The sequence below is a fragment of the Ornithinimicrobium sufpigmenti genome (genome assembly GCF_004322775.1).
Taxonomy (GTDB): domain Bacteria; phylum Actinomycetota; class Actinomycetes; order Actinomycetales; family Dermatophilaceae; genus Ornithinicoccus; species Ornithinicoccus sufpigmenti.
In genome coordinates, this window is sequence record NZ_CP036403.1 from 271,074 (window position 1) to 294,769 (window position 23,696).

General features: G+C 72.4%; 24 protein-coding genes and 2 pseudogenes. 14 read left to right on the plus strand and 12 right to left on the minus strand.

Going from position 1 to position 23,696, the window contains the following annotated elements; genetic code table 11:
• Position 1 precedes the first annotated feature (1 nt).
• The 4 genes from ESZ52_RS01260 to ESZ52_RS01275 form a co-directional block, all read right to left on the minus strand.
• Positions 2-640 carry a response regulator transcription factor gene (locus tag ESZ52_RS01260; protein WP_131103338.1) on the minus strand — a complete coding sequence of 213 codons (639 nt, stop codon included), beginning with the start codon at positions 638-640 and terminating at the stop codon, positions 2-4.
• Positions 637-1,848 (minus strand): sensor histidine kinase, encoded by a 1,212-nt coding sequence (locus ESZ52_RS01265; RefSeq protein ID WP_131103339.1) that lies wholly within the window; start codon positions 1,846-1,848, stop codon positions 637-639. Before ESZ52_RS01265 ends, ESZ52_RS01260 begins: the two co-directional genes overlap by 4 nt.
• Positions 1,845-2,657 carry a class I SAM-dependent methyltransferase gene (locus ESZ52_RS01270; protein ID WP_131103340.1) on the minus strand — a complete coding sequence of 271 codons (813 nt, stop codon included), beginning with the start codon at positions 2,655-2,657 and terminating at the stop codon, positions 1,845-1,847. The genes ESZ52_RS01265 and ESZ52_RS01270 overlap by 4 nt, the downstream gene beginning before the upstream one ends.
• 104 nt (positions 2,658-2,761) lie before the next feature.
• Entirely contained in the window at positions 2,762-2,920 is a 159-nt protein-coding gene (locus tag ESZ52_RS01275) for a hypothetical protein (RefSeq protein WP_238154306.1), read from the minus strand.
• Between the two features lie 282 nt (positions 2,921-3,202).
• Between ESZ52_RS01275 and ESZ52_RS01280 the strand changes: the two genes are divergently transcribed.
• A complete protein-coding gene (locus ESZ52_RS01280) occupies positions 3,203-4,138 on the plus strand; it encodes an ABC transporter ATP-binding protein (protein WP_131103342.1) in 936 nt (311 codons plus the stop codon).
• 29 nt (positions 4,139-4,167) lie between these two features.
• Here the strand turns inward: ESZ52_RS01280 and ESZ52_RS19590 are convergent.
• Together ESZ52_RS19590 and ESZ52_RS01295 are read right to left on the minus strand one after the other, a co-directional pair.
• Positions 4,168-5,036 (minus strand): annotated as a pseudogene (locus ESZ52_RS19590) (IS3 family transposase); the annotation flags it as partial.
• Positions 5,037-5,084: 48 nt separating this feature from the next.
• Positions 5,085-5,429: a hypothetical protein gene (locus ESZ52_RS01295; RefSeq protein ID WP_131103345.1), complete on the minus strand. Its 345-nt coding sequence runs from the start codon at positions 5,427-5,429 to the stop codon at positions 5,085-5,087.
• Between the two features lie 288 nt (positions 5,430-5,717).
• Between ESZ52_RS01295 and dnaK the strand changes: the two genes are divergently transcribed.
• From dnaK to ESZ52_RS01315, 4 genes are all read left to right on the plus strand, one after another.
• Positions 5,718-7,625 carry a molecular chaperone DnaK gene (dnaK, locus tag ESZ52_RS01300; RefSeq protein WP_131103346.1) on the plus strand — a complete coding sequence of 636 codons (1,908 nt, stop codon included), beginning with the start codon at positions 5,718-5,720 and terminating at the stop codon, positions 7,623-7,625.
• The gene (locus ESZ52_RS01305; protein ID WP_131103347.1) at positions 7,622-8,323 is read left to right on the plus strand and encodes a nucleotide exchange factor GrpE; all 702 of its coding nucleotides are present in this window, start codon (positions 7,622-7,624) and stop codon (positions 8,321-8,323) included. The genes dnaK and ESZ52_RS01305 overlap by 4 nt, the downstream gene beginning before the upstream one ends.
• Positions 8,324-8,403: 80 nt before the next feature.
• On the plus strand, positions 8,404-9,435 hold the full coding sequence (locus ESZ52_RS01310) for a DnaJ C-terminal domain-containing protein (protein ID WP_131103348.1): 1,032 nt from the start codon (positions 8,404-8,406) through the stop codon (positions 9,433-9,435).
• A 17-nt stretch (positions 9,436-9,452) separates the two neighbouring features.
• The gene (locus tag ESZ52_RS01315; protein WP_131103349.1) at positions 9,453-9,893 is read left to right on the plus strand and encodes a heat shock protein transcriptional repressor HspR; all 441 of its coding nucleotides are present in this window, start codon (positions 9,453-9,455) and stop codon (positions 9,891-9,893) included.
• Positions 9,894-10,002: 109 nt separating this feature from the next.
• On the opposite strand, the gene ESZ52_RS01320 is transcribed toward ESZ52_RS01315, so the two are convergent.
• Together ESZ52_RS01320 and ESZ52_RS01325 are read right to left on the minus strand one after the other, a co-directional pair.
• Positions 10,003-10,842, minus strand: a complete 840-nt coding sequence (locus tag ESZ52_RS01320; RefSeq protein WP_186364092.1) for an ABC transporter permease — start codon at positions 10,840-10,842, stop codon at positions 10,003-10,005.
• Between the two features lie 83 nt (positions 10,843-10,925).
• Positions 10,926-11,837 carry an ABC transporter ATP-binding protein gene (locus ESZ52_RS01325; protein ID WP_131103351.1) on the minus strand — a complete coding sequence of 304 codons (912 nt, stop codon included), beginning with the start codon at positions 11,835-11,837 and terminating at the stop codon, positions 10,926-10,928.
• 160 nt (positions 11,838-11,997) lie between these two features.
• On the opposite strand from ESZ52_RS01325, the gene ESZ52_RS01330 reads away from it, so the two are divergent.
• Positions 11,998-13,317, plus strand: a complete 1,320-nt coding sequence (locus ESZ52_RS01330) for a sensor histidine kinase (protein WP_131103352.1) — start codon at positions 11,998-12,000, stop codon at positions 13,315-13,317.
• 40 nt (positions 13,318-13,357) lie between these two features.
• Positions 13,358-14,053, plus strand: a complete 696-nt coding sequence (locus ESZ52_RS01335; RefSeq protein WP_131103353.1) for a response regulator transcription factor — start codon at positions 13,358-13,360, stop codon at positions 14,051-14,053.
• Positions 14,054-14,303: 250 nt separating this feature from the next.
• Here the strand turns inward: ESZ52_RS01335 and ESZ52_RS01340 are convergent, their stop codons facing one another.
• Entirely contained in the window at positions 14,304-15,191 is an 888-nt protein-coding gene (locus ESZ52_RS01340) for a patatin-like phospholipase family protein (protein WP_131103354.1), read from the minus strand.
• A 30-nt stretch (positions 15,192-15,221) separates the two neighbouring features.
• The gene (locus ESZ52_RS01345; protein ID WP_131103355.1) at positions 15,222-16,013 is read right to left on the minus strand and encodes an ICP22 family protein; all 792 of its coding nucleotides are present in this window, start codon (positions 16,011-16,013) and stop codon (positions 15,222-15,224) included.
• Positions 16,014-16,191: 178 nt separating this feature from the next.
• On the opposite strand from ESZ52_RS01345, the gene ESZ52_RS01350 reads away from it, so the two are divergent.
• The 6 genes from ESZ52_RS01350 to ESZ52_RS01375 all read left to right on the plus strand — a co-directional run bounded on the left by ESZ52_RS01350 (position 16,192) and on the right by ESZ52_RS01375 (position 22,240).
• Positions 16,192-16,959, plus strand: coding sequence for an SIR2 family NAD-dependent protein deacylase (locus ESZ52_RS01350; RefSeq protein ID WP_131103356.1), 768 nt, complete (start codon positions 16,192-16,194; stop codon positions 16,957-16,959).
• Positions 16,960-17,115: 156 nt separating this feature from the next.
• Entirely contained in the window at positions 17,116-18,225 is a 1,110-nt protein-coding gene (locus ESZ52_RS01355) for an ATP-binding protein (protein WP_131103357.1), read from the plus strand.
• Entirely contained in the window at positions 18,222-19,448 is a 1,227-nt protein-coding gene (locus ESZ52_RS01360; protein WP_131103358.1) for an MFS transporter, read from the plus strand. The genes ESZ52_RS01355 and ESZ52_RS01360 overlap by 4 nt, the downstream gene beginning before the upstream one ends.
• A gap of 362 nt (positions 19,449-19,810) precedes the next feature.
• Positions 19,811-19,999 (plus strand): hypothetical protein, encoded by a 189-nt coding sequence (locus ESZ52_RS01365; protein WP_131103359.1) that lies wholly within the window; start codon positions 19,811-19,813, stop codon positions 19,997-19,999.
• Positions 20,000-20,188: 189 nt separating this feature from the next.
• Entirely contained in the window at positions 20,189-20,491 is a 303-nt protein-coding gene (locus ESZ52_RS01370) for a ribonuclease E inhibitor RraB (protein ID WP_131106354.1), read from the plus strand.
• 81 nt (positions 20,492-20,572) lie between these two features.
• The gene (locus ESZ52_RS01375) at positions 20,573-22,240 is read left to right on the plus strand and encodes a CYTH and CHAD domain-containing protein (RefSeq protein ID WP_131103360.1); all 1,668 of its coding nucleotides are present in this window, start codon (positions 20,573-20,575) and stop codon (positions 22,238-22,240) included.
• Positions 22,241-22,277: 37 nt separating this feature from the next.
• Here the strand turns inward: ESZ52_RS01375 and ESZ52_RS19595 are convergent, their stop codons facing one another.
• Entirely contained in the window at positions 22,278-22,460 is a 183-nt protein-coding gene (locus ESZ52_RS19595; RefSeq protein WP_238154359.1) for a hypothetical protein, read from the minus strand.
• A 31-nt stretch (positions 22,461-22,491) separates the two neighbouring features.
• Positions 22,492-22,647, minus strand: a pseudogene (locus ESZ52_RS19600) (macro domain-containing protein); the annotation flags it as partial.
• 137 nt (positions 22,648-22,784) lie between these two features.
• On the opposite strand from ESZ52_RS19600, the gene zupT reads away from it, so the two are divergent.
• The gene (gene zupT / locus ESZ52_RS01385; protein ID WP_181009786.1) at positions 22,785-23,588 is read left to right on the plus strand and encodes a zinc transporter ZupT; all 804 of its coding nucleotides are present in this window, start codon (positions 22,785-22,787) and stop codon (positions 23,586-23,588) included.
• Positions 23,589-23,696 lie beyond the last annotated feature (108 nt).

Below are 23,696 nucleotides of genomic sequence, written 5' to 3' on the forward strand. Positions count from 1 at the left end.
CTCAGCCCTCCGGGTCGATCAGCCCCTGGGTGATCGCCGCGCGCACCGCGGCCGCCCGGTCGTTGACGCCGAGCTTGGTGTAGCACCGGGCGAGGTAGGTCTTCACGGTGGCCTCGGACAGGTACAGCCGCCGACAGATCTGCCCGTTGGTCATGCCGAGCGACACCAGGGTGAGGATCTCCCGCTCCCGCTCGCTCAACGCTGCCTTCTCCTGCGGCTCCCGCAGATGCCGGGCCAGTGCTGCGCCGACCTCCGGGGAGACCACCATCTCGCCGCGGGAGGCTTGGGCCAGCGCACCCCTGATCTCGCTCAGGGAGGCGTGCTTGGGCACGAAGCCGACGGCGCCGGCCCGGATCCCGTTGGCGATCTCGACCGGGTTGGACGTGGCTGACAGGATGAGGACGGGCACGTCCGGGTGCGCGTCCCGCAGCTGGGCGATGAGGTCCGTGCCGGTCATCCCCGGCATGGACAGGTCGGTGAGCACCACGTCCGGGCTGGTGCGGGCGACGGCGGCGAGGGTGTCGCGGGGGTCGGTGACACTGGCGACCACCTCGATCTCGCCGGACTCACCCAGCAGCAGCGACAGGCCGGTGGTGACGATCTCGTGGTCGTCGACGACGAGCACCCGCAACGGGGTCATCGGCCCGCCTCTGCCGGTGCCGCCGTGCCGGCCGCGTCGAGCGGCACCATGGCCGAGACGGTCGTGCCCTGTCCTGGCTCGGTGTCCAGGAGCAGCACCCCGCCGGCCTCGCGGACCCGGGTGCGCATGCCACCCAGGCCGAAGCCGTGGCCGGCGCTGCGGCCGGGGGCGATGGCGTCGGGGTCGAAGCCGGCGCCGTCGTCCGTCACCTCGAGCAGCAGCATCTCGCCGTCGGGGCGCACACTCACCTCGACGCGGCCGGCCCGGGCGTGCGCAGCCGTGTTGGAGAGGGCCTCCCGCAGCACCCGCAGGATGACCCCGCGCGCCACCGGTGACGGGCAGCAGCCCTCGAGGTCGACCGTGACCTGGGAGCGCAGACCGGTGGCCGTCGTCACCGCCTGCACGGCCATGGTGACCGAACGCTCGAAGTCGTCCTCCTCCAGGTCGTCCTCCGCCGTCCGCGCGAGGAGACCGCGCAGCTCGCCCAGCGCGCTGACCACCTGCTCGTAGGCCATCGCGGTATGGGTGTCGTCGGCGACCGCGCCGCTGCCCGCCTGGCGCTGGTGGGCGACCTCGAGCAGCATCCGGGTCACCGTGAGCCGTTGCAGCACGCCGTCGTGGACGTCCTGAGCCATCCGTGCGCGCTCAGCGGCGGCGCCCTGCTGCCGGCTGGCCTCCGCGAGGTCGGCCTGGGTCGCGGCGAGGTGGCGCAGCGCCTGCGCCCGTGACTCGCTGAGGGAGACGATCTGGGAGACCCAGGTGCCGGCGATCAGGCTGAAGACGAAGCCGACCACGAGGGCCACCAGGGCTGGCTGGCCGGAGGCTCCCTGATGGAGCAGCAGCGCCCCGACACACAGGGCGAACAGCGCGGTCACGCTGGCCAGGGCCCGGGGCAGGGGCAGGAACCAGAACAGCTGCGGGACGAGCGCGGGGAGGAGCAGCGCCGCGGCTGGGGTCACGACCGCCACGACGGCGCAACCCAGCAGCGAGGAGCCGATGAGCAGCAGGTCGTGGTAGGCCGCCCGACCGTCCTCGCGGGCGTTCACGACATACCCGGCCACGATCACCACGGCGCCCACGATGACGAGGGCCGCGCGGGGCCACCCCGCCGCAGCGAGCGCGAGCACGACGGCGACGCCGAGCGTCAGCCCGAAGAACGCGTGCCAGCCGGGTCCGGTCCCCTCCCGCTCCTCGGCGTTCACCGTCATGGCCGGCGCAGTCGGGCGTACAGGACGGTATCGGCCTTGGCGGTCGCCGCCTCGTCGCCGTCGAACGCGGCCACGGCCTGGGCCACCCCGGGCGCCGTCCACAGGTCGGCCGCCTCCGCGGAGTCGTAGGGATACCCGGCCAACCCGCCCCGGGCGACGTGCACCACCGCCGAGCCCCCCGCCTCGGCCGCAGCCCGGCGCAGCAGATCGTCCAGGGCCGCGACGTCGAAGGATGCCGCGAGCTGGTCGTGGAGATAGGCACGCTCCTGCGGGGTGCGGGCCAGGTCCAGGAAACGCTCGCGGTCCGCTTCGTCCTGCGGGGCAGCCACGTCCACGAGGTAGAGCGTCCCGCCTGCGCCGAGGTGGGACACCGCCTGGCGCAGCCCCTGCCCTGGGTCGCTCCACAGCCCGAGGTTGAGGTGGCACAGCACCAGGTCGAAGTGTCGCGGCCCGTCATACCCGCGCGCGGCCAGCGCCTCCGGGAGCCGCTCGGCGGTGCCCGCCAGGATATGGACCGCGGGATCGCCGGCGTGCCGGGAGGTGGCGGCCGCCACCGCCTCGGGGGCGGGGTCGAGGCCCACGAGGACCGCGTCGCGGTCCAACGCCCGGAGGTCGCTGATCAGCTCGCCCCCGCCACAGCCGAGGTCCAGCACCGCTGCCGGCGACGGCCGCAACGCCAGTCCCAGGGCGGCCGTCAGGCGCCGTGAACCGGCGGTCTCCCGGTCGTCGAAACTGCCGCTCACCGAGCGGCGGTCAGCCCTGACGAACCAGCTCTGCGCGGTGGCCCCTGATGCGTCATCCCCTCGCATGTGGCGACCTTACTGCACCCTTACGACCCGCTCAGCCGTGCGCGACGCGACCCTGCTCTGGCGCCAGGGCCAGCGTCATCGCTCCGGCGAGGACGTCCTGCCGCCTACAGCTTCTCCAGCTTGTGGAACGGGCTGACGATGCGCTCGGTGCGGTTGCTGAAGTTCACGGTGACCGCTGCCTTCTCGGTGCCCACCACCCGCCCGAGCCCGTACGACTGGTGTGAGACTCGGTCGTGCAGCTCGAAGGTCTCGATCTCGGGCACGACGTCTGGCTTGAAGGGGCTCGACGCGAGGTGACGCCGCTGAGGTCTGGACCGTGATGTCATCTTCTCAGTATGGGCTCTGCAGCGGCCCACCCGGTCAGCCGGTCAGCGCCATGCTGTCGGTCGGGAGCCGGACGCGGGTCGAGGCCGGCATCGGTGAGGACCGCGAGGGCTCCCTGCGACAAGGCCCCGGCGATCCACCGAACGGTGGAGGCGCGGATCAACCCTGGCTCGGCCGTGACGGTGGATGTGGAGGCAGCGGTGCGCTCGTAGGTTCGCACCATGACCGCCGTTGAAGTGCGACATCTGCACAAGCGCTACGGGCAGCACCCTGCCGTCGACGACGTCTCGTTCTCCGTGGAGGAGGGGGAGATCTTCGGCATCATCGGGCCCAACGGCGCCGGCAAGACGACCACGGTCGAGAGCATCGCCGGCCTGCGGACGCCCGACTCCGGCTCGATCTCCGTCCTGGGACTCGACCCGGTCAAGGACCGGGCCGAGGTGCGTGAGCGACTCGGGGTGCAGCTGCAGGAGAGCAGCTTTCCCGATGCGATCAGGGTCGCCGAGGCGCTCGACCTCTACAGCTCCTTCTACCGTGACCCCGCCGACTGGCGCGAGCTCATGGGGCTGCTCGGTCTCACCGAGAAGCGCAACACGCAGTACCGGGCCCTCTCAGGAGGCCAGAAGCAGCGCCTGTCGATCGCGCTCGCCCTGGTGGGCAACCCCAAGGTCGCGATCCTGGACGAGCTCACGACGGGGCTGGACCCGCAGGCGAGGCGGGACACCTGGACCCTCATCGAGCGGGTGCGTGACACGGGCGTGACGATCCTCCTGGTCACGCACTTCATGGATGAGGCACAGCGCCTCAGCGACCGGATCGCCGTCATCGACGGTGGCCGGGTGGCTGCACTGGACACGCCCTCAGGGCTGATCGCGCGGACCAGCGCGGTGCAGCAGGTCCGGTTCCGCGTGGGTCGGCCGCTGGAGAAGAGTGTCCTCACCGAGCTGCCCGAGGTGACCGAGGTCGACGTCAGGGAGGGCCGCTGGGTGGTCACCGGCCGGGGCCAGCTCCTGAGCAGCGTCGCAGAGGCCCTCGCGAGGGCCCAGGTGGTGGCCATGGATCTGCGCGCCGACCAGGGGACGCTCGACGACGCGTTCCTGACCCTGACGGGACGGGCCCCGGACCACTCCCCAGCCACTGATCGGAAGGGTCACTGATGGGTGCTTTCCCCAGGATGGTCGCGGTCGAGACGAAGCTGTTCCTCCGAGACCGCCCGCCAGCCGATCACCCGGCGGGAGAAGGCGTCGATCACGAACGCGACGTAGACCATGCCCAGCCAGGTCGGCACGTAGGTGAAGTCGGCAACCCAGAGCCGGTTCGGCGCGGGCGGGTCGAAGTCACGGTTGACCAGGTCCGTCGCCCGCCGCGCGTGCTTGTCCGCGATGGTGGTGCGGGGCTTCTTGCCGTACTGGGCGCCTTCCCAGCCGTTAGCGCGGTAGAGCCGCTCGATCGTGCACCTGGCCACGTCGTGGCCCTTGCCGCGTAGCCGCAGCCACATCTTGCGACTGCCGAGGCCGGCCACCAGTTTCGAGGAAGCGCGCTCGGCCCGGATGAGCTCGGTGACCTGCTCGTCGCGCAGCGCCCGCGCGCTGGGCTTGCGGTTCACCCACTCGTAGTAGGTGGAGGGGCTGATGCCGATGCCGTGCTCGCTCAGCACGGCGCACAAGGGCTCGACACCCCACCGCAGGCCATCGCCCACCCGGTGGTCCTTGTGCTCGGTGATGAAGGCGATCACCTGCGCCCGGGCCGGTCGAGCTCGGCCCCGAAGAAAGCCGCCGCGGCCTTCAGGATCTCGTTCGCGCGCCGCAGCTCGGCGTTCTCCCGCCGCAGCGCCTTGATCTGCTCGTGCTCAGCGGTCGTGACGCCGGGTCGGGTGCCGGAGTCGATCTCCGCACGGCGGACCCACTTACGCAACGTCTCGGCCGAGCCGATACCCAACTTCGCCGCGATCGAGCGGATCGCCTCGAACTCCGAGGCGTACTCCTCACGCTGCTCCAGCACCAGCCGCACCGCCCGCTCGCGGAACTCCTGGCTGTACTTCGACGGTCTTGCCATGACCTGCATCCTTCCAACGGATCAGGTCTCCGGACACCCCGGGATGGCTCACTCGTCGGTCAGCAGTAGGTCCGGCGCGTGCCGACGCGCGACCCCCTCGTCAAACCCGACGAACCACATCGGCTGTGAGGCGATCCATCGCACACCGGGATCGAAATCCGCCAGCCACAGCCGATCAAGTTCCAAGCGGCTTTCGTAGGGCACGTGCCCACGCGTGGTCGCCGACCAGAATCGGCCCGAGTAGTGACGTTGCCGCGCGTGCGACCTCGGCCGACGCACCGGCAGCGCGGTGGAGGCCTGGTGGAGGTCCAGCTGCCGCAACGACGTGGTGACCACCTCGCCGTCGACATCGACGTAGCGAACTTCGGTGTCCATCGGGTCCTTCGCACCCACGAGCTCAGTGTGGCGTGGTGACACGAAACTGAGACGCGGTGACACGCCGGTGACACGAAATTGAGACGGTGACACGAAATCGGGGTTCCTACAAACGTCCCGGCCAGCGCGTCCCGGTCGAGGCGGGAATGAACCGGCCCGACCCAAGGTTGAGCCTGATGAACTCAACTTCGATGAGCCTCGGTTTGACAACTCGGGGGAGCCTCCTCGTAGGTTGAGTGCAGACGTGTCAACCCCGCGTTGCGCCCGGCCCGGGTGCGGCGCACCGCAGACCAAGGAGAACACCACATGGGACGTGCAGTCGGCATCGACCTCGGCACCACCAACTCGGCCGTCGCCGTGCTCACCGGCGGTGAGCCGGAGATCATCGCGAACGCCGAAGGCGGTCGCACCACCCCGTCCGTCGTCAGCTTCGCCAAGAACGGCGAGGTGCTCGTCGGTGAGGTCGCCAAGCGGCAGGCCGTCACCAACGTCGACCGGACCATCCGCTCGGTCAAGCGCGAGATGGGCACCGACTGGAAGACCCAGGACATCGACGGCAAGGCCTACACCGCGCAGGAGATCAGCGCCCGCGTGCTGATGAAGCTCAAGCGCGACGCCGAGGCCTACCTCGGCGAGCCGGTGACCGACGCGGTCGTCACCGTCCCCGCCTACTTCGACGACGCCGAGCGCCAGGCCACCAAGGACGCCGGCGAGATCGCCGGCCTCAACGTGCTGCGCATCGTCAACGAGCCCACCGCCGCGGCCCTGGCCTATGGCCTGGACAAGGGCAAGGAGGACGAGCTGATCCTCGTCTTCGACCTCGGTGGCGGCACCTTCGACGTGTCCCTGCTCGAGGTGGGCAAGGACGCCGACGACGGCTTCGCGACCATCCAGGTCCGCGCCACCCACGGCGATAACAAGCTCGGTGGTGACGACTGGGACCAGCGCGTGATCGACCACCTGGTCACCACGGTCAAGAACCAGTCGGGTGTCGACCTGGCCAAGGACAAGATCGCCCTGCAGCGTCTCAAGGACGCCGCCGAGCAGGCCAAGAAGGAGCTGTCGTCCTCGACCAGCACCAACATCAACCTGCAGTACCTGTCGATGGGTGAGAACGGCCCGATCCACCTGGACGAGACGCTCTCCCGCGCCCAGTTCGAGCAGATGACCTCCGACCTCCTGGAGCGCACGAAGGCGCCCTTCGAGCAGGTCATCAAGGACGCCGGGATCTCGGTCAACGAGATCGACCACGTCGTCCTCGTCGGTGGCTCCACCCGCATGCCGGCCGTCGTCGAGCTGATCAAGAAGCTCACCGGTGGCAAGGAGCCCAACAAGGGCGTCAACCCGGACGAGGTGGTCGCCGTCGGCGCCGCCCTGCAGGCCGGTGTCCTCAAGGGCGACCGCAAGGACGTCCTGCTCATCGACGTGACCCCGCTGAGCCTGGGCATCGAGACCCAGGGCGGCATCATGACCACGCTGATCGAGCGCAACACGGCCATCCCGACCAAGCGCTCGGAGGTCTTCACCACGGCCAGCGACAACCAGCCGTCGGTGGGCATCCAGGTCTACCAGGGTGAGCGGCAGATCGCCGCGCACAACAAGCTGCTCGGCAACTTCGAGCTGACCGGCATCGCCCCGGCCCCCCGCGGCGTCCCGCAGATCGAGGTCACCTTCGACATCGACGCCAACGGCATCGTGCACGTCTCCGCCAAGGACCGCGGCACGGGCAAGGAGCAGTCGATGACGATCTCCGGCGGCTCGGCCCTGCCCAAGGACGAGATCGAGCGGATGATCAAGGACGCCGAGGCGCACGCCGAGGAGGACAAGAAGCGCAAGGAGGAGACCGAGCTGCGCAACACCGCCGAGCAGCTGGTCTACTCGACCGAGAAGTTCCTGGCCGACTCCGGCGACCAGGTCCCGGCCGACACCCGCGGCCCGGTCGACTCGGCGCTGACCGACCTCAAGGACGCCCTCAAGGCCGACAGCGGTGCGTCGCTGGACGACATCAAGACCAAGATGGAGACCCTCTCCACCGAGTCCCAGAAGATGGGTTCGGCCATGTATGCCGCGCAGCAGGACGGTGCGGCGGGTGCCGGCGCCGGCTTCCAGGACGCGACCGGTGCGGCCGACGTCGACCCGAACGCGGCCGGCGGCTCCGGCGACGACGGTGACGTGGTCGACGCCGAGGTCGTGGACGACGAGGACTCCAAGTGACGGACGTCAACAGGACCCCGACCGGCGGCCCCTCCGAGGAGGAGGCCGCCGGGAAGGGCCCGGTGATCCGCGACAAGCGCCGCATCGACCCCGAGACCGGCCAGCCCCGTCAGGTGGCGGACCCGCAGCCGACCGCGCCCGAAGACGCCCAGGCGGCCTCCGCCGAGCAGGCCGGTGCCGGCAACCCCGCCGGCAGCCCCGCTGGCAACCCTGCCGCCGACGGAGAAGCCGATGAAGGTGACCTGCACCCGGACACCCAGCTGGCCGCCGAGCGGCTGGAGGAGATGCGCCGGATGCAGGCCGAGTTCGTCAACTTCCGCAACCGCACCCAGCGGGAGCGGGAGGCGGACCGGACCCGCGCCACCGGCGCCGTGGTCGAGGCGATGCTGCCCCTGCTGGACGACATCCACTCCGCCCGGGAGCACGGCGACCTCGAGGAGGGCACGCCGTTCGCGGCCATGGCCGACAAGCTGGAGGCCACCCTCGGTCGCTTCGGCGTCGAGCGCACCGGCTTCGTCGGCGAGGTCTTCGACCCGACCGTCCACGAGGCGCTGATGCACATGCCGGCCGACAGTCCCGGCGTCGAGCTCCCCGAGGGCGCGACCGAGATGACGATCGTCCAGGTGATGCAGCCTGGCTTCAAGATCGGCGACCAGGTCGTGCGCGCCGCGCGGGTGGCGGTCGCCGACCCCAGCTGACCCCGATGCGGGGCAGGCACGACATACCCACGCAGGAGTGGGAGAGGATGACCAGGAGATGACAGGGAGGTGAGGACCGCATGGTGAGCCAGGACTGGATGGACAAGGACTTCTACGCCATCCTCGGCGTCGAGAAGGACGTCGACGACAAGACCCTGAAGAAGACCTACCGCAAGCTGGCACGCGAGTGGCACCCGGACTCCCGTCCGGGGGACAAGGCGGCGGAGCAGCGCTTCAAGGACGTCGGTGAGGCCTATGCGGTCCTCTCCGACCCCGAGAAGCGCAAGCAGTATGACGCCGTCCGCGCCATGGGCGGCGGCGCCCGCTTCACCGCCGGTGCCGGTGGCGCCGGCGGCGGCGGGGGCTTCGAGGACGTCTTCGCCCAGATGTTCGGCGGCGCCGGCGGGGCCCAGAACGTCCGGTTCGAGACCGGCGGTGGTGGCATCGACCTGGAGGACCTGCTCGGTGCCTTCGGCGGCGGCGGGTTCGGCGGTCAGCAGGGCTTCCCCGGGGGTTTCCCCGGAGGCAGCCAGGGTGGCTTCGGCCGCCGCGCTGCGCCCCGCGGTCAGGACGTCGAGGCGCGCACGACCATCGACTTCAGGGCTGCGGTCAACGGTGACACCGTCACGCTGAGCAAGCCCGATGGCGGCACGGTGACCACACGCATCCCCGCCGGAGTCAAGGACGGCCAGAAGATCCGCCTGCGCGGCAAGGGGCAGCCCTCGCCGGTGCAGGGCGGTGAGCCCGGCGACATGTACCTGCACGTCACGGTGACGCCCCACCCGGTCTTCGGCCGGGACGGGCTCAACCTCACCGTCGACGTACCCGTCACCTTCGCCGAGGCCGCCCTGGGCGCGACCGTCCAGGTGCCCACGCTCGACGGCTCCTCCGTCAAGGTGAGGGTCGCCCCCGGCACCCCCTCCGGGCGGGTGCTACGGGTCAAGGGGCGCGGCATCGAGACCAAGAACGGTACCGGCGACCTGCTCGCCAAGGTCCAGGTCGTGGTGCCCCAGCGGCTCTCCGACCAGGCACGGGAGGCCGTGGAGCTCCTCCAGGCGGAAGACGGCGACACTGACCCGCGGGCCGAGCTGCTGCGACGAGCGAGGACGTGAGGGGCGACGTGAGGGCGATGATCGACCGCGACACCCCCGTCTACGTGATCTCGGTGGCGGCCGAGCTGGCCGGGATGCACGCGCAGACGCTGCGCCAGTACGACCGGCTCGGGCTGGTCACACCCTCGCGCACGCGAGGTGGCGGCCGGCGCTACTCGGCCCGCGACGTCGACCGGCTCCGTGAGGTGCAGCGCCTGTCCAGCGAGGGTGTGAGCCTGGCCGGCATCCAGCGCATCCTCGACCTGGAGACCCAGGTCGAGGCGATGCGCGCCCGGCTGGCGGAGCTGACCGCCGAGAACCACGCGCTGCGCGAGGCTGTGGGGCGCTCCCAGCGCGTCTTCGCCGCCGGTCGTACCGGCGAGGTGGTGGCGCTGCGCGCCGGCACCCGCCCCCGGGGCACCTCGGCCAGCACCGCGCTGACCCTGTGGCGTCCTCAGGGCTGGCCGTTCGACGACTGACGCGAGCCGAAGGGCTCACGGACGAGACGCGCGTTGTGCACCACCCTGCCGGTGCACAACGCGCGTCTTCGTCAGATCCCACCCGGCGCCCCGGCGCCCACCCGTCTGACTACTTGACCTCCTTGCGGGCCACCCGCCAGGAGCCGATGGTCAGCGGGAGCAGGATCCAGATCGCGGCCGTGGTGCCGATCTGCGCCCACTCCGTCGAGGACAGCGCCTCGTCACTCAGCAGGCCCGCCTGGGCCAGGCCGAGGTCGAACCAGGCGGCGTTCTCCCGCAGCCAGTCGGTGGCCATGAACAGGAGCGGGGACAGGGTAGGCACCAGCACGTAGGCGACGATGCCCAGCGGCACGTTGAGCAGCAGGGCGCCGAAGGCGACACCCATGAGCACGCCGAGGACCTGCAGGACCAGCAGGTGCCCGAGGAAGGTCCAGCCCATCGCCAGGTCGACCTGGCCACCGTCGGCCACCATCATCGAGACCGCGTGCGCGGCCATGGCCAGCCCGATGGACAGGGCCAGGACGAGCAGCCCCAGCAGGACCGCGGCGACGGTCTTGGCCAGCATCACCCGCATCCGTCGGGGCTCCTGGGTGAAGGTGATGAGCGCGGTCCGCTGGCTCCACTCGTTGGCCGCGGTCATGATGCCCAGGATCGGGATCAGGAGCGCCTGGGGGATGTTGGCCGCGGCGAGCAGGGGGAACAGCTGGGTGCCGCTGTCGCGGTTGACCCACAGCGTGATCCCCATCGCGAGAGCCGTGATGATCAGGATGGAGATCAGCAGCCAGCGCCCCGCCCGGGTGTCGACCAGCTTGCGCAGCTCGACCTTCAGCAGGGTGGAGAAGGGCACACCCCTGACGTCCGCCAGCCGCGGGTGCGCCGCGTCGTCCTTCCGTGCCGCCGTGCCCGCCGGGGTTGCGGAGGAATCGGGGTGGGTGTCGGTGGTGGTCATCGGATGCTCCTGGTAGGTCGTGCCGGCATGGGTCTGCGTCGGGGCGGGCTGCTGCTCTCGCGTCGGGCGGCGGCTCGGCGTGCTCACGCCGCCGCCCCCTCGGTGACGCCCTCGCGGGCGTCGTCTGCGGTCAGCTGCAGGAACATGTCCTCCAGCCCGCCGCCGGAGGCGCTGCGCAGCTCGGTGACCAGCACCTGCTCGGCCAGCGCGAGCCGGGCGACCTCCTCCGCCGTGGCCGTGGTGACCAGGTCGCCCTCAGGGCGCGTGGTGACCTGGTGCCCGGCGTGCTGCAGGACCTCGGCGAGGCGGGTGCGGTCGGGCGAGCCGACGATGGTGCCGCCCCCGCGGAGCAGCTCGTCCTTCGTGCCCTGCGCGACGATCCGGCCGCGGCCGATCATCACCAGGTCCTGGGCGATCTGCTCGACCTCGTGCAGCAGGTGCGAGCTGAGCAGGACCGTGCCGCCGTCGGCGGCGTAGTCACGCAGCAGGCCGCGCATCCAGCGGATGCCGGCGGGGTCCAGGCCGTTGGCCGGCTCGTCGAGGATGAGCACCTGCGGGTCGCCGACGAGCGCGCCGGCCAGGCCGAGCCGCTGCCGCATACCGAGGGAGTAGTTGCCCACCCTGCGCCCCGCCTCGGAGGGCGTGAGGCCGACCCGTTCCAGCGCGGCGTCGACGCTGCCGCGCGGCATCCCCGCCATCGCCGCCGCCAGCGCGAGCGTCTCCCGACCGGTGCGTCCGGGGTGCTGGGCGGTCGCGTCGAGCATGACCCCGACGTGGCGGGTGGGGGTGGGCAGCGAGCGGTAGTCGCGGCCCAGGACCCGGGCGGTCCCCGACGTCGGGGTGGTCAGGCCAACCATCATCCGCATCGCGGTGGACTTGCCCGCGCCATTGGGCCCGAGGAAGCCCGTGACCCTCCCCGAGCGGGCGGTGAAGCTGATGTCGTCCACGGCGGTGAACGAGCCGTAGCGCTTGGTGAGGTTCTCGATCTGGATCATGGGACCAGCCTGGGCGATGCCGGGACCCTCCACATCGGTCAGGGGTCGGCGCCTCGGGTCTCCTTGGTCGGCGATCAGGGAGCCGCGCGCATACCGAAGTAGGGGGTGGCGCGGCCGAAGGACGGTGTGTGGCGTGCGGGGCGCGACCTAGCATCGGGGTATGCCGTCCACCTCCGCCCGCCCGCTGCCGGGCGCTGCGGACGTGCCGTCGGCGAAGGCGTCCTTCGAGCGGCTGCCCCTGTGGAAGAACGCCTGGCGGCTGTTCGTGGCCTGGGCGCTGGGGATGCTGCTCTTCCTCTTCTCCATCGCCCCGCTGGTGCTCCCTGCCGAGAACGACGAGTTCGACGTCGCCATGGGCCCGGCCGTCACCCTGCTGCTGATCGACCTCCTGGTCGGGCACTTCATCCTGGGGATCACCGCCTACCGGCGCAGGGCGCCGGTGGCCGTCGCGCTGGTCACCGCGGCGCTCTCCGCCGTCTCGATCTCCGGGGCCGCCGCAGCCTTGCTGGCCGCAGCCTCGCTGGCCACCCAGCGACGTCTGCTGCCGACCGTCTGGGTCGGGCTGGTCCACGTCCTGTCGGGGATCGCGCACGAGGAGACCATCGCGCCGTGGACGGTGCCGGCGGAGTTCCGCGGGAGCCTCACGGGCCAGGGCTGGCTGTTGGACACCCTCGTCTTCGTCGCCTTCATCGTCCTCTTCTACGGGGTGGTCGTGCTGATCGGCTGGAACGCCGGCTCGCGCCGCGAGCTGGTCGCCAGCTGGCGCAGGCAGGCGGAGACGGCCGGGAGCGAGCAGGCGGCACGGGTGGCCCAGGCGCAGCTGGCCGAGCGGGCGCGGATCGCCCGGGAGATGCACGACGTGCTGGCTCACCGGCTCTCGCTGGTGGCCATGCACGCCGGTGTCCTGGCCCACCGTCCCGACCTGTCCGACGAGGAGCGGGCCGAAGCTGCCGAGGTGGTGCGGGCCGGTGCGCACCAGGCGCTCGAGGAGCTGCGCGAGGTGCTCGGAGTCCTGCGCGAGGACGGAGAGACGCCCGAGCAGGGCCGTCCGGTGGAGGCGCCCCAGCCGGGGCTGAGCGGCATACCTGCGCTGGTGGCGGAGGTGACCAGCAGCGGTCAGGAGGTGCGGCTCCGCGCGGACGAAGACCTGTGGCCCCGGTCCGTCTCGCTCCCGGCCAGCACCGGCCGGCACGCCTACCGCGTCGTGCAGGAGGCGCTGACCAACGCTCGCAGACACGCTCCGGGCAGGACGGTGACCGTGCGGATCGGCGGGCGGGCCGGCGACGGGCTGACGATCGAGGTGAGCAACCCGGCGGGGGCCGTGCCGGAGGGTACGCTGCCGTCCGGCGGCCGCGGCCTGACCGGAATGGCCGAGCGGGTGGAGCTCGCGGGCGGGCGCTTCTCGGCCGGTGTCGAGATCAGCACCTTCGTCGTGCGGGCCTGGCTGCCCTGGCCGGGCAGCGGGAGGAAGACAGGATGAAGGCCGGGATGACGTCGGATGAGACGGGGGTGAAGCGCGCATGACGCACGGCGCACGGCCACGCGTGGTGCTGGTCGACGACGACCCGCTGGTGCGGGCCGGGCTGCGGATGATGCTCGGGGGCCCGGACGGGGTCGACGTCGTCGCCGAGGGGGAGGACGGCGACCAGGTCCTCGCGCTGGTGGCGGCGCACCGCCCGGACGTGGTCCTCATGGACATCCGGATGGCCCGCACCGACGGGCTGGCCGCGACGCGGGACCTGCTCGCGGCCCACCCGGAGGCCAAGGTGCTCATCCTGACCACCTTCGACGCCGACGCCTACGTCATGGAGGCGCTGCGCGCCGGAGCCCGCGGCTTCGTGCTCAAGGACACCCCGCCGGACCGGCTGGTCGCGGCCGTCCACGAGGTGGCGGGCGGCGACCACGCGCTGTCCCCGTCCGTGGCGGCCCTGCTGGTGCGGCACGTCGCCGACGACCAGCGAGCCGGCCAGCGCGCCGGGTCCGCCCGCGACCGGCGGGCGCAGCAGGCCCGGGCCCGCCTGACGCAGCTCACGGAGCGGGAGCTCGAGGTCGCCCGGGCGGTGGCCCGTGGCGGGGCCAACGCCCAGATCGCCCGCGATCTCTACATGGGGGTGCCGACGGTCAAGGCGCACGTCTCCAGCATCCTGGCCAAGCTGCGCCTGGCCAACCGGGTGCAGATCGCGCTGCTGGTGCACGACGCGGAGGAGCTGGAGTAGGTCAGGGGCGCGTGCGCCGGATCGATGGCCGGAGCCTGAGACAGGCAACGTCCTGCACGACAGACGACGTCGGGGGCCTTGTCCGTGGTGCAGGACCTTGTCTGTCTCGCAGATGAGCTAGGCGCCTCACCTGGCGGAAGCGGTGGTGGGATGCGGTGCCTTCGTCGCCGCGCTGGCCCGGCTCCCGCTCAGCTGCCCATGGTCAGGACGGCACTGTCGGTGCGATGAAGGGTGTGCACGCCAGCGCGCGTCACGCCAGGAACTCCCGGATCGCCGGGATCTCCCGCCGGGCCTGCGCCAGACCGGCCTCGTGGCTGGCTCGCAGCGTGGCCACGGAGCGCTCGCCGTTGCCGACGGGCATCCGCTCGGGCACGAAGAGGTATGCCGTGCCGGCCCGCTCCAGCTCCCACAGCTCCTCGCGGGTGGCGTTGTAGCGGGCGGGGCGGGCGCGCAGCGCCTCCGCGACCGCCGGCATCCTGCGGAACCACCGCCGGACCAGGGCGTCTCCCCGCGCCCGGGCAGGCTTGACGTAGCCACGCTCCTGGGTGAGCACCACCAGGAACCTCTCGTAGCCGTCGGCCCTGGCCGCGTCCAGCGGGATGCCGCCGGCCGGTCCGAGGGCGCCGTCGACGAACACCTCGCCGTCGATCGTCACCGGAGGCATGACCAGCGGCATCGTCGAGGAGGCCCGCACCCGCACCATGAGGTCGCGCACGGTCCGCAGGTCCTCGCGGCCCCAGTGCACCTGCTCGCCCCGGGTGGCGTTGAAGGCACCGATCCGCACGGCCGCGCCGGAGCCGGCGAAGGTCTCCCAGTCGAAGGGCAGCGCCTGCCCGGGCAGCGAGGTCTCCTCGTAGATGTAGCGGGCGTTGAACAGTCCCTGCCCCCGCACGAAGGTCCGCCAGTCCCCGAACTGCGGGTCGGCGGCGAAGTCGGTGAAGCTGTGCCTGGCCCGCCAGGGGTCCCGTGAGACGTAGTTGGCGGTGGTGCTCGAGCCGGCCGAGATCCCGCCCACCCAGGGCAGGTGCAGCCCGGCCTCCAGCAGCGCGACCGCCAGCCCTGAGGTGTAGGACGCCCGCATGCCCCCGCCTTCGAACAGCAGCGCGGTGCCGCTCACGGTGGGCTCTAGGTCGGTCACCGACTCAGGGTATGTCGTGCGGGGCGAGGGTCAGGGTGTCCACTGCTCCTCGACGGCCACGACCGCGCCGTCGTCCACGGTGAGCCAGACCCCGAGCAGGAGGACCTGGCCGTCCCTGACCAGCCCGGCCCACTCGGCGTAGCCCAGCACCCGCGCCGTCGCCGGGTCGCCCGTCGGGTAGTGGAGGACCTGGGTGCCCGCCGCCACGTCGAAGGTTCGCACCGCGGGGTCGGTGTTGCGCACGTAGTAGCCGTTGGGCACGGGCACCATCACCTCGCCGTCCTCCAGCGCCGCCCGGTCCGCCTCCTCGCCGAGGAAGAAGCACTGAAGGTCGAGCTGCACGCCCGCAGTGTCTGCCCCGTCCACCTCGCCGTACCACTGCCCGTCCGGCAGCGGCCCCTCCCCGGGCGTGCAGCCGGACCCCTCGGGGACGGCCAGACCGTCGGCCGGCGGGTCGGCCGGGTCGCCTCCCGCTGAGCCGTCTTCGCCGGGGTCCTCACCCGCGCCCGGGTCCGTCGGACCTGCGGGGCCGGTCACCGTGGGCTCCTCGTCCGCGGGGACACCTGTCCCGGGCTCGCCGGTGACGTCCTCCGCCACGTCCTCCGTGCTGTTCTCACCAGGGGCTTCCTGGGTCGCGTCGTCGCCTGCGTCCGGCTCGGCGGAGGAGGTCGCGGTCGTGGGCTCCGCGGGAGCGGGAGCCGCCGTCACCGACGGGGTCGCTGGACCGGTCGGCGAACCGGTCCCCTCACCACCGGAGCAGCCGGCCACCAGGGCCAGGCTGAGCAGACCGGTCAGGGTCACGGCGGTCCCGTGCGTGCGCATGCGTGCTCCATGTTCTCTCGTCGGTGGTCCGCACCGTAGTCAGGCCCGGGGCGCGGGACGACACCGGCCCCGACCGCGTTAGGGTCGGCAAGGCTGCACGCACGGCCGGGCGACCTCCCGTCGCAGCCCCGCCCGTCCACCCCACCCGGCCTGCACGGCCTACCGCCAAGGAGCCAGGATGACCGACGACCTCACGGTGCCGCCCCGCGTTCTCGACCTGGCCCGGCACGCCCGACGGGTCTGCGTGCTCACCGGCGCCGGGATGTCGGCCGAGTCGGGGCTGCCGACGTTCCGGGACGTCCAGGTCGGGCTGTGGGAGGCCTACGACCCCATGGAGCTGGCCACGGCCGAGGCGTGGACGGAGGACCCTGGGCACGTGTGGGCGTGGTACGCCTGGCGGGCCGACCTGGTCCGTCGCTCCGAGCCGAACGCCGGGCACCGGGCGCTGACCGACTGGCAGCGGCGACCCGGTGTCTCCCTGTCCGTCGTCACCCAGAACGTCGACGACCTGCACGAGCGGGCGGGGAGCGAGGTGCTCGCCCACGTGCACGGCAGCCTGTTCGCGCTGCGCTGCAGCGGCTGCGGGCTGCCGAGCGAGGCGGAGTACCCGTCGGTGCCCGAGCCCGTGTCCCACCTGGAGCCGCCGGTGTGCCAGCGGTGCGAAGGCCTGGTGCGACCCGGCGTCGTCTGGTTCGGGGAGGCACTGCCGCAGGAGGAGTTCTACGCCGGGGTCGAGGCCGCGCAGAGCGCCGACCTGGTCCTGGTGGTCGGCACCTCCGGACTGGTGCACCCGGCCGCCACGATCCCGCACCTGGCCGGTGCCCGGGGCGTGCCGGTCGTCGAGATCAACCCCCGGGAGACTGAGGTCAGTGAGGCCGCCGACGTGACCTGGCGGGCCACCGCGGCGACCGCGCTACCGGCCCTGGTCGCCGAGCTGGAGTTCTGACACCGCTCTGTCGGTGGGCCGTGCCATGCTCGTCGTGCTCGGAGCAGGCTGGCTGCTCGCGTCGTCGGCGTGGCATCCGCGGACCGTCGAACAGTATAACAAGTATAACGACATACCTGGGGTATAACAGGTATAACGACGTGAGAGGGAGGTCGGTTGGCGACCCGCAACCCGTTCCGCCCCAGCTTCGGGGTGAGCCCGCGCGTCCTGGCCGGACGTGATGGGCTGATCGACGACTTCGACGTGGCCCTCGACGAGGGCCCGGGCTCACCGATGCGGGCGGTGCTGGTGAGCGGGGCGCGGGGCATCGGCAAGACCGTGGTGCTGGGCGAGCTGGAGGACCGCGCCCGGAGCCGCGGATGGCTGGTCCTCCGGCTGCCGGAGGGCCCACGGCTGGTCACCGAGCTGGAGGAGACCGTCCTGCCGTCACTGCTGAGCGAGCACGACCCGGAGGCGGTGCGGCGCCGGGTGACCGGAGGCGGCATCAGCCCGCTGGGCAGCATCTCCACGGAGGTCACCGAGCGGTTCCCGGTCGCCCCGTCGCTGACCCGGATGCTGACCCGGCTGGCCGGGATCGTGAAGGAGCGAGGTGGCGGCCTCCTGCTGACCCTGGACGAGGTGCAGGCCGCGCCGCCGGAGGATCTGGCGCGGCTGGCCTCGGCGTACCAGCACCTGGTCCGCGACGACGAGGAGGTGGCGCTGGCGGCGGCGGGGCTCCCGATCGGCATCGACGCCCTGCTCGAGCAGCCGGGCACGACCTTCCTGCGGCGCGCTGAGCGGATCAACCTGGAGTCGCTCTCCGACGACCAGGTCGCCGAGGCCGCGGTGGCGACGGTGCGCGCCGCGGGCCGGGTGATCAGCGCCGAGGCGGTGCAGGAGCTGGTGGCGATCGTCCACGGCTACCCCTACCTGCTGCAGCTGGTCGGCTACCACGCCTGGCGGGCTGCGGGCAGGGACGAGGTGATCACCCTCGCCGACGTGCGGGGGACCCTGCCCGTGGTAGTCGAACGGATGGGCCGGCTGGTGCACGCGCCGGCGCTGCGCGGTGTCCCGCCCGGCCAGCGCGCCTACCTGCAGGCGATGGCGCAGGACGACGGGCCGTCCTCCACCGGCCAGATCGCCGAGCGGCTCGGCGTGAGCAAGGGCAACCAGAACATGCAGCGCACCCGGCTGATCGACCGCGAGCTCATCGTCCCCGCCGGTCACGGGCTGGTCGACTACGCCCTGCCCTACCTGCGCGAGCACCTCCGGGCGACATCCGCATGACCACCCCTCCCTCCACGGCGCGCATCCCCATCCCGCGCGAGATCTGGATCCTCGTCGGCGCCGCGTTCGTCATCGCGATCGGCTTCGGCATCGTCTCGCCGGTGCTGCCGGCCTATGCCCGGTCCTTCGACGTCGGGGTCACCGCGGCGTCGGTGATCGTCTCCGCCTTCGCCTTCTTCCGCCTGGTCTTCGCCCCCGCGGGCGGCGCCCTCGTCGAGCGGCTGGGCGAGCGGCCGGTCTACCTGAGCGGGCTGATCATCGTCGCCCTGTCCTCGCTGGCGTCGGCGTTCGCGCAGTCCTACTGGCAGCTGCTGGCCTTCCGCGGGCTGGGCGGCATCGGGTCCACGATGTTCACCATCTCGGCGATGGCACTCCTGGTGCGGCTCGCGCCACCGAGCGGCCGTGGCCGGGTCTCGTCGGCCTACGGCTCGGCCTTCCTCATCGGCGGCATGGCCGGCCCTCTGCTCGGCGGGCTCGTCGCCCAGTGGGGGATGCGGGCACCGTTCATCCTGTATGCAGTCCTCCTCCTGGTCGCCGCCGCGGTGGTGGCCGTCGGGCTGGGCGGGGCCCGGCTACGACCCGCTCCCGATGCCGCCAACCGTCCGGTGATGACCCTGGCGGAGGCCTGGGAGCACCGTGCCTACCGTGCGGTGCTCGTCTCCGCGGTGGCCAACGGGTGGAGCAACTTCGGCGTTCGTAACGCCCTGCTGCCCCTGCTGGCGGCGGCGGTCCTGGACGAACCCTGGGTCGCCGGCGTGGTGCTGGCGGTCGGTGCGGTGGGGACCGCGGCGACCCTGCAGTTCTCCGGGCGGCTGTCCGACCGGGTGGGGCGACGCCCGCCGATCCTGGTGGGCCTGGTCGTGCTGGGCATCTCTATGGGCGCGATGGGGGTGGTCACCTCCGACCGGGTTCCGGACTCCGCGAGCCTGGGGCTCCTGCTGGCCCTGTCCCTGGTCTCCGGCGTGGGCGCCGGCCTGGTGAACCCGTCCCAGCAGGCGACGGTCGCCGACATCATCGGCCACGAGCGCAGCGGCGGACGGGTGCTCTCCACCTTCCAGATGGCCCAGGACGTGGGGGCCATCGTCGGGCCGATCCTGGTCGGCGTGGTCGCCGACACGCTCGGCTTCGGGGCGGCGTTCGCCACGACCGGGGTGGTCTGCCTGCTCGCCACGCTCCCGTGGCTACGGGCGCCCGAGCCGCTGACGCTGCACCGCGACGGCTGACGCGGGCCGCGCGGATAAAACCCGTTGCGGCCGGAGACGGGCGTGGGGCAGGGTGGTCCGCATGACCAGGAACACGGTGATGGGGCCCGTGCCTGTCGGCGGAGCGTACTAGCCCGCTCGTCCACGCGAGCGGCCGGTGCCGTCGGCGGCACCGGCTCCGGTGAGGCGTCCTCGACGACGCTGTCCGCGTCGCGCAGCGTGGCTGCGTGACGACCTCCGGGCGCAGCTGGGCAGCTGCCCGGATCACGCGCGCACCCGCGCACAACGCGCCCAACGCACACAACGCGCACCAGGCGCGCTGACGTGGCTGTCGCCTGCCCGCACGCACGTCGGACCCGACCGCGGGAGAGGAGGACAACCTGATGAACACCTATCTGGACCAGCTCGTCGCGCGGAGCACCGCTCATGAGCGTGAGCGCGAGCTGCAGCTGGCGCTCACGCAGCAGCGAGGCGGCCGCGCCACCCGCAGCCGGCGCGGTCGCCACGTCGCGGCCGCCCCGCAGCCCTCGCTGCGCGCGCGACTGGCCCACATCTGGGCCGTGTCGCAGTGAGCGACGCCTCCACAGGCACCCAGGAGCCACCGGAGGCTTCGCCGTGCCAGAGCGCCAACGACGCACGGGCCGCGGGCGAGATCCTCGCTCGTGGCCCGTGCTGTCTGCATCCGACGCCGGGAGGGGCACGACCGTGCCGTCCGCACCCTCGACAGGCGGGGCACGGCATACCCTCGACCGGTGAGCACCATGCACCCGGGCAGCGAGCACCTCATCATCCTGCCCGACCGGGAGATCGCCGAGGAGATCGCGGAAGAGCTGCGCGAGGAGGGCTTCGAGCACGTGCGGGTGGTCCGGGAGGCGGCCCGGAACCAGGAGCACGGCGAGGATGACCTGGAAGTCGAGTGGGCGGTCTACGTGCTCGACACCAGGCTCCCGGACACCTCCGGCGGCGGGGCCTACGAGGGCCTGCGCGAGCGGTTCACCGACCTGGCCCAGGAGCACGGCGGCTGGTACGACGAGCCGGGGGACCCGCGACCGCCCCAGGCCTGACGCCGACCAGTCCGGGCGCTGGTGACCCCGTCCTCGCCGTCCCGGCGCGAGTGACGCGGGCGCCGCGGACATGATGGGTCCATGGCCGACCACCGCGACCACCCCGTCCGCCACCTGGAGCGGGAGCAGAAGTTCGACCTCGCGCCGGACGCGCCGCTGCCGGATGTCGGGGGGCTGCTCCGGTCCGGCGACACGCGGCACCACCGGCTGCGTGCCGTCTACCTCGACACCCCCGACCTGCTGCTGATCCGGCAGCGGATCACCCTGCGCCGCAGGGAGGGTGGGACCGACGAGGGCTGGCACCTCAAGCTGCCCGCTGAGGAGGGGTCGTCGGCGCGGTGGGAGCTGCATGCCCCGCTGACCCACGGACCGGGACGGTGGCGGGTGCCCTCCGGCCACCTCGGGGCGGTGGCCGAGCGCCTGGGCGAGATCTGGACCGGTCGGCCCGACGCCGAGCGGGGCCTGGTGCCGGTGGCGGTCCTCCGCACCCACCGCACCGAGATCGACCTGCTCGACGACGAGGAGCGGGTCGTCGCGCTGCTCTGCGACGACGTCGTGCAGGCTGAGCCCGCGGGCCGCCGCTGGCGAGAGCTGGAGGTGGAGCTGGCCGGGGACGGCGGTGAGGACGACGACGGAGGCGCCCTGCTCGGGAGGATCACGGACCACCTCGCCGACCAGGGGGTGCGCACGGCGGACTTCCCGTCCAAGCTGAGTCGTGCACTGGGCGACCGTGCGCAGCGGGCCGAGGAGGGCCTGCCGCCGGACCCGGAAGGTCCCGCCGCCGACGTCGTGCTGGCCTACCTCGCCGAGCAGGTGGCGGTGGTCCTCGGACGTGAGGCGTCCCTGCGCGAGGACGGTCCGGCCGCGGTGCACAAGACGAGGGTCGCCACCCGCCGGCTGCGCAGCGCGCTGCGTACCTTCCGCCGACTCCTCGACCGGGACGTGACCGACCCCCTGCGGCAGGAGGTCAGGTGGTACGCCGAGGTGCTCGGCGCGCCTCGGGACGCCGAGGTGATGCGGGCGGCGGTCCTGGACGACCTCGCCGAGCTGCCGTCGGCCCTGGAGGTGGGCCCCGTCGCCGACCGGGTGCGCGAGGAGCTGGACGGCGAGCACACCCGGGCGCACGCGGCCCTGGTCGAGGTGCTGGACGAGCCACGGTATGCCGAGCTGGTCGACCGCCTCGTCGACCTTCTCGCCGACCCGCCCTGGCGCGGCCGCGCCGGGCGACGCGCGGCGACCGTCCTGCCGCCTCTGGTGGCGAAGTCCGTCGGCCGGGTCGAGCGTGAGTGGCGGGACCTGCGCGCCGCCGAGCAGGCTGCCGCCGCAGGTGACGAGGCGGACCTGGATCTGGGTCGGGAGGGTCGGGACACGGGCGAGGCGGGCCCGGAATCGAGGGAGACGGGCTTGGCACCGGGCGACCGGATGCACCGGCTGCACGAGATCCGCAAGCGCGCCAAGGCGGCTCGGTACGCCTACGAGGCGCTGGCGCCCTCCTTCGGCGAGGAGGCTGCGGCGCTGGCGACCGCGTGGGAGCGGGTCACCGAGGCTCTCGGCGCGGTCCAGGACAGCGTGGTCGGCGAGGAGCGGCTGCAGGAGCTGACCCTCGCGGCTCGCGACGCCGGCGACCCCGACTTCACCTACGGCGTCCTCGTCGGTCGCCAGCTCGGGGTGCGCGCGCCGATGGTGATGGTCGGAGAGGAGGCGGTCGAGACGGCACTGCAGCGAGAGCAGGACCGCACCGACGGGTGAACCGGCTGGTCAGCTCATCGACGAGGGGTCCCGCTGGTCACGGTATCGGCCCCGTCGTCGCCAGGGCCCGCTCGAACTCGCTGAGCACGGGCTGGCTGAGGAGCAGGAAGCGCACCTCCTCCACCCCGGCCTCCGACCGGGCGCGCGCCCACTCCCGCACCGCCGCCACCGCCACGTCCGCGACCGCCCCGGCGGCCCGCGCCGGTCGCGACCGCCTCACCGACCGGGAGGCCGTCGGGGAAGCGTTCCGACCGGACCACCCGGCACTCCTCGAGCAGCTCCGCCCCGGCGGCGGCATGGATGGCCCCGTCGACACCACCCCCACCCATCAGTGAGGAGTTGGCCGCGTTGACGATCGCGTCCACCGCCTGGACGGTGAGGTCGCCCAGGTGGCAGGTGAGCTCCATACCCCCAGGGTCGCAGAGCCCCGGCTCGCCTGCCGGTCGACGTCGTGACTCGGGCGCGGAGGCGCCCGAGGGGGAGCCGGACGGCCGTGGTGCACAATCGGTCGCACAGTCGACCGCGGGTGCGAGGGAGGTATGGCGTGCTGCTCGCCTTCGTGGTCACGCTGCTCGCGGGGCTGTCGACGGTGATCGGAGGTTGGCTCGGCACGCAGACCCGGGTGCTGCGCCGGGACATCCTCGCCGCAGCGCTCGCCTTCGCCGCCGGCATCATGATCACGATCTCCGTGGTGGAGATCGCTCCCAGCGCACTGCGCTCCCTGGGCGAGATCGTCGGCACGGCCGAGGCGCTGCTGTGGGTCGGGGGTGCGCTGCTGCTCGGCGGGGCGCTGGTGGTGCTCATCGACAAGGGCATCCCGCACGACGTCAACCCGGCGGAGATCGGTGGCGGCGCGCAGCTGGACCGTATCCAGGCCGGGCACGTCGACGCCCGGCTGCTGCGCAGCGGCATCCTCCTGGCCGCGGTCGTCGCCCTGCACAACCTGCCCGAGGGGTTGGCCACCTTCATCTCCACCCTCAAGGAACCGGCCGGAGGCATCACCCTGGCCATCGCCATCGCGATCCACAACGTGCCCGAGGGTCTGGCGGTGGCCGCGCCGATCTACGCGGCTACCCGCTCCAAGGCGCAGGCGCTGCTCTGGGCGACCATCTCCGGGCTGGCCGAGCCGGTCGGCGGGGTGCTGGGCTACCTGCTCCTGAGGGTCGTGCTCCCGGAGGAGTGGCTCAACATCACTCTGGCGCTGGTGGCCGGGATGATGATCGCCGTGAGCTTCCTGGAGCTGCTGCCGGCCGCCCGGCGCTACGAGACGCACTACACGCAGACGCTGGTCGGCTTCTTTCTCGGCGCCGTCGTGATGGTGCTGTCCCTGAGCCTGCTGGCCCTCTGACCCCCGCGCTAAAGTTGAGCGGAATGCGCTCAACTTCGACGGCGTTGCTTCAGGTGAGACCACTACTGTTCGAGCTGGCGCCCACCGGCGTCGGAAGGAGAACGACAC

What these genes read in the sequence shown, in the direction of transcription:
- ESZ52_RS01260 (WP_131103338.1), bottom strand. Translation starts at nt 640, where the DNA reads ATGACCCCGTTGCGGGTGCTCGTCGTCGACGACCACGAGATCGTCACC.
- ESZ52_RS01265 (WP_131103339.1), bottom strand. Translation starts at nt 1,848, where the DNA reads ATGACGGTGAACGCCGAGGAGCGGGAGGGGACCGGACCCGGCTGGCAC.
- ESZ52_RS01270 (WP_131103340.1), bottom strand. Translation starts at nt 2,657, where the DNA reads ATGCGAGGGGATGACGCATCAGGGGCCACCGCGCAGAGCTGGTTCGTC.
- ESZ52_RS01280 (WP_131103342.1), top strand. Translation starts at nt 3,203, where the DNA reads ATGACCGCCGTTGAAGTGCGACATCTGCACAAGCGCTACGGGCAGCAC.
- dnaK (WP_131103346.1), top strand. Translation starts at nt 5,718, where the DNA reads ATGGGACGTGCAGTCGGCATCGACCTCGGCACCACCAACTCGGCCGTC.
- ESZ52_RS01310 (WP_131103348.1), top strand. Translation starts at nt 8,404, where the DNA reads ATGGTGAGCCAGGACTGGATGGACAAGGACTTCTACGCCATCCTCGGC.
- ESZ52_RS01315 (WP_131103349.1), top strand. Translation starts at nt 9,453, where the DNA reads ATGATCGACCGCGACACCCCCGTCTACGTGATCTCGGTGGCGGCCGAG.
- ESZ52_RS01320 (WP_186364092.1), bottom strand. Translation starts at nt 10,842, where the DNA reads ATGACCACCACCGACACCCACCCCGATTCCTCCGCAACCCCGGCGGGC.
- ESZ52_RS01325 (WP_131103351.1), bottom strand. Translation starts at nt 11,837, where the DNA reads ATGATCCAGATCGAGAACCTCACCAAGCGCTACGGCTCGTTCACCGCC.
- ESZ52_RS01330 (WP_131103352.1), top strand. Translation starts at nt 11,998, where the DNA reads ATGCCGTCCACCTCCGCCCGCCCGCTGCCGGGCGCTGCGGACGTGCCG.
- ESZ52_RS01335 (WP_131103353.1), top strand. Translation starts at nt 13,358, where the DNA reads ATGACGCACGGCGCACGGCCACGCGTGGTGCTGGTCGACGACGACCCG.
- ESZ52_RS01345 (WP_131103355.1), bottom strand. Translation starts at nt 16,013, where the DNA reads ATGCGCACGCACGGGACCGCCGTGACCCTGACCGGTCTGCTCAGCCTG.
- ESZ52_RS01350 (WP_131103356.1), top strand. Translation starts at nt 16,192, where the DNA reads ATGACCGACGACCTCACGGTGCCGCCCCGCGTTCTCGACCTGGCCCGG.
- ESZ52_RS01360 (WP_131103358.1), top strand. Translation starts at nt 18,222, where the DNA reads ATGACCACCCCTCCCTCCACGGCGCGCATCCCCATCCCGCGCGAGATC.
- ESZ52_RS01365 (WP_131103359.1), top strand. Translation starts at nt 19,811, where the DNA reads ATGAACACCTATCTGGACCAGCTCGTCGCGCGGAGCACCGCTCATGAG.
- ESZ52_RS01370 (WP_131106354.1), top strand. Translation starts at nt 20,189, where the DNA reads ATGCACCCGGGCAGCGAGCACCTCATCATCCTGCCCGACCGGGAGATC.
- ESZ52_RS01375 (WP_131103360.1), top strand. Translation starts at nt 20,573, where the DNA reads ATGGCCGACCACCGCGACCACCCCGTCCGCCACCTGGAGCGGGAGCAG.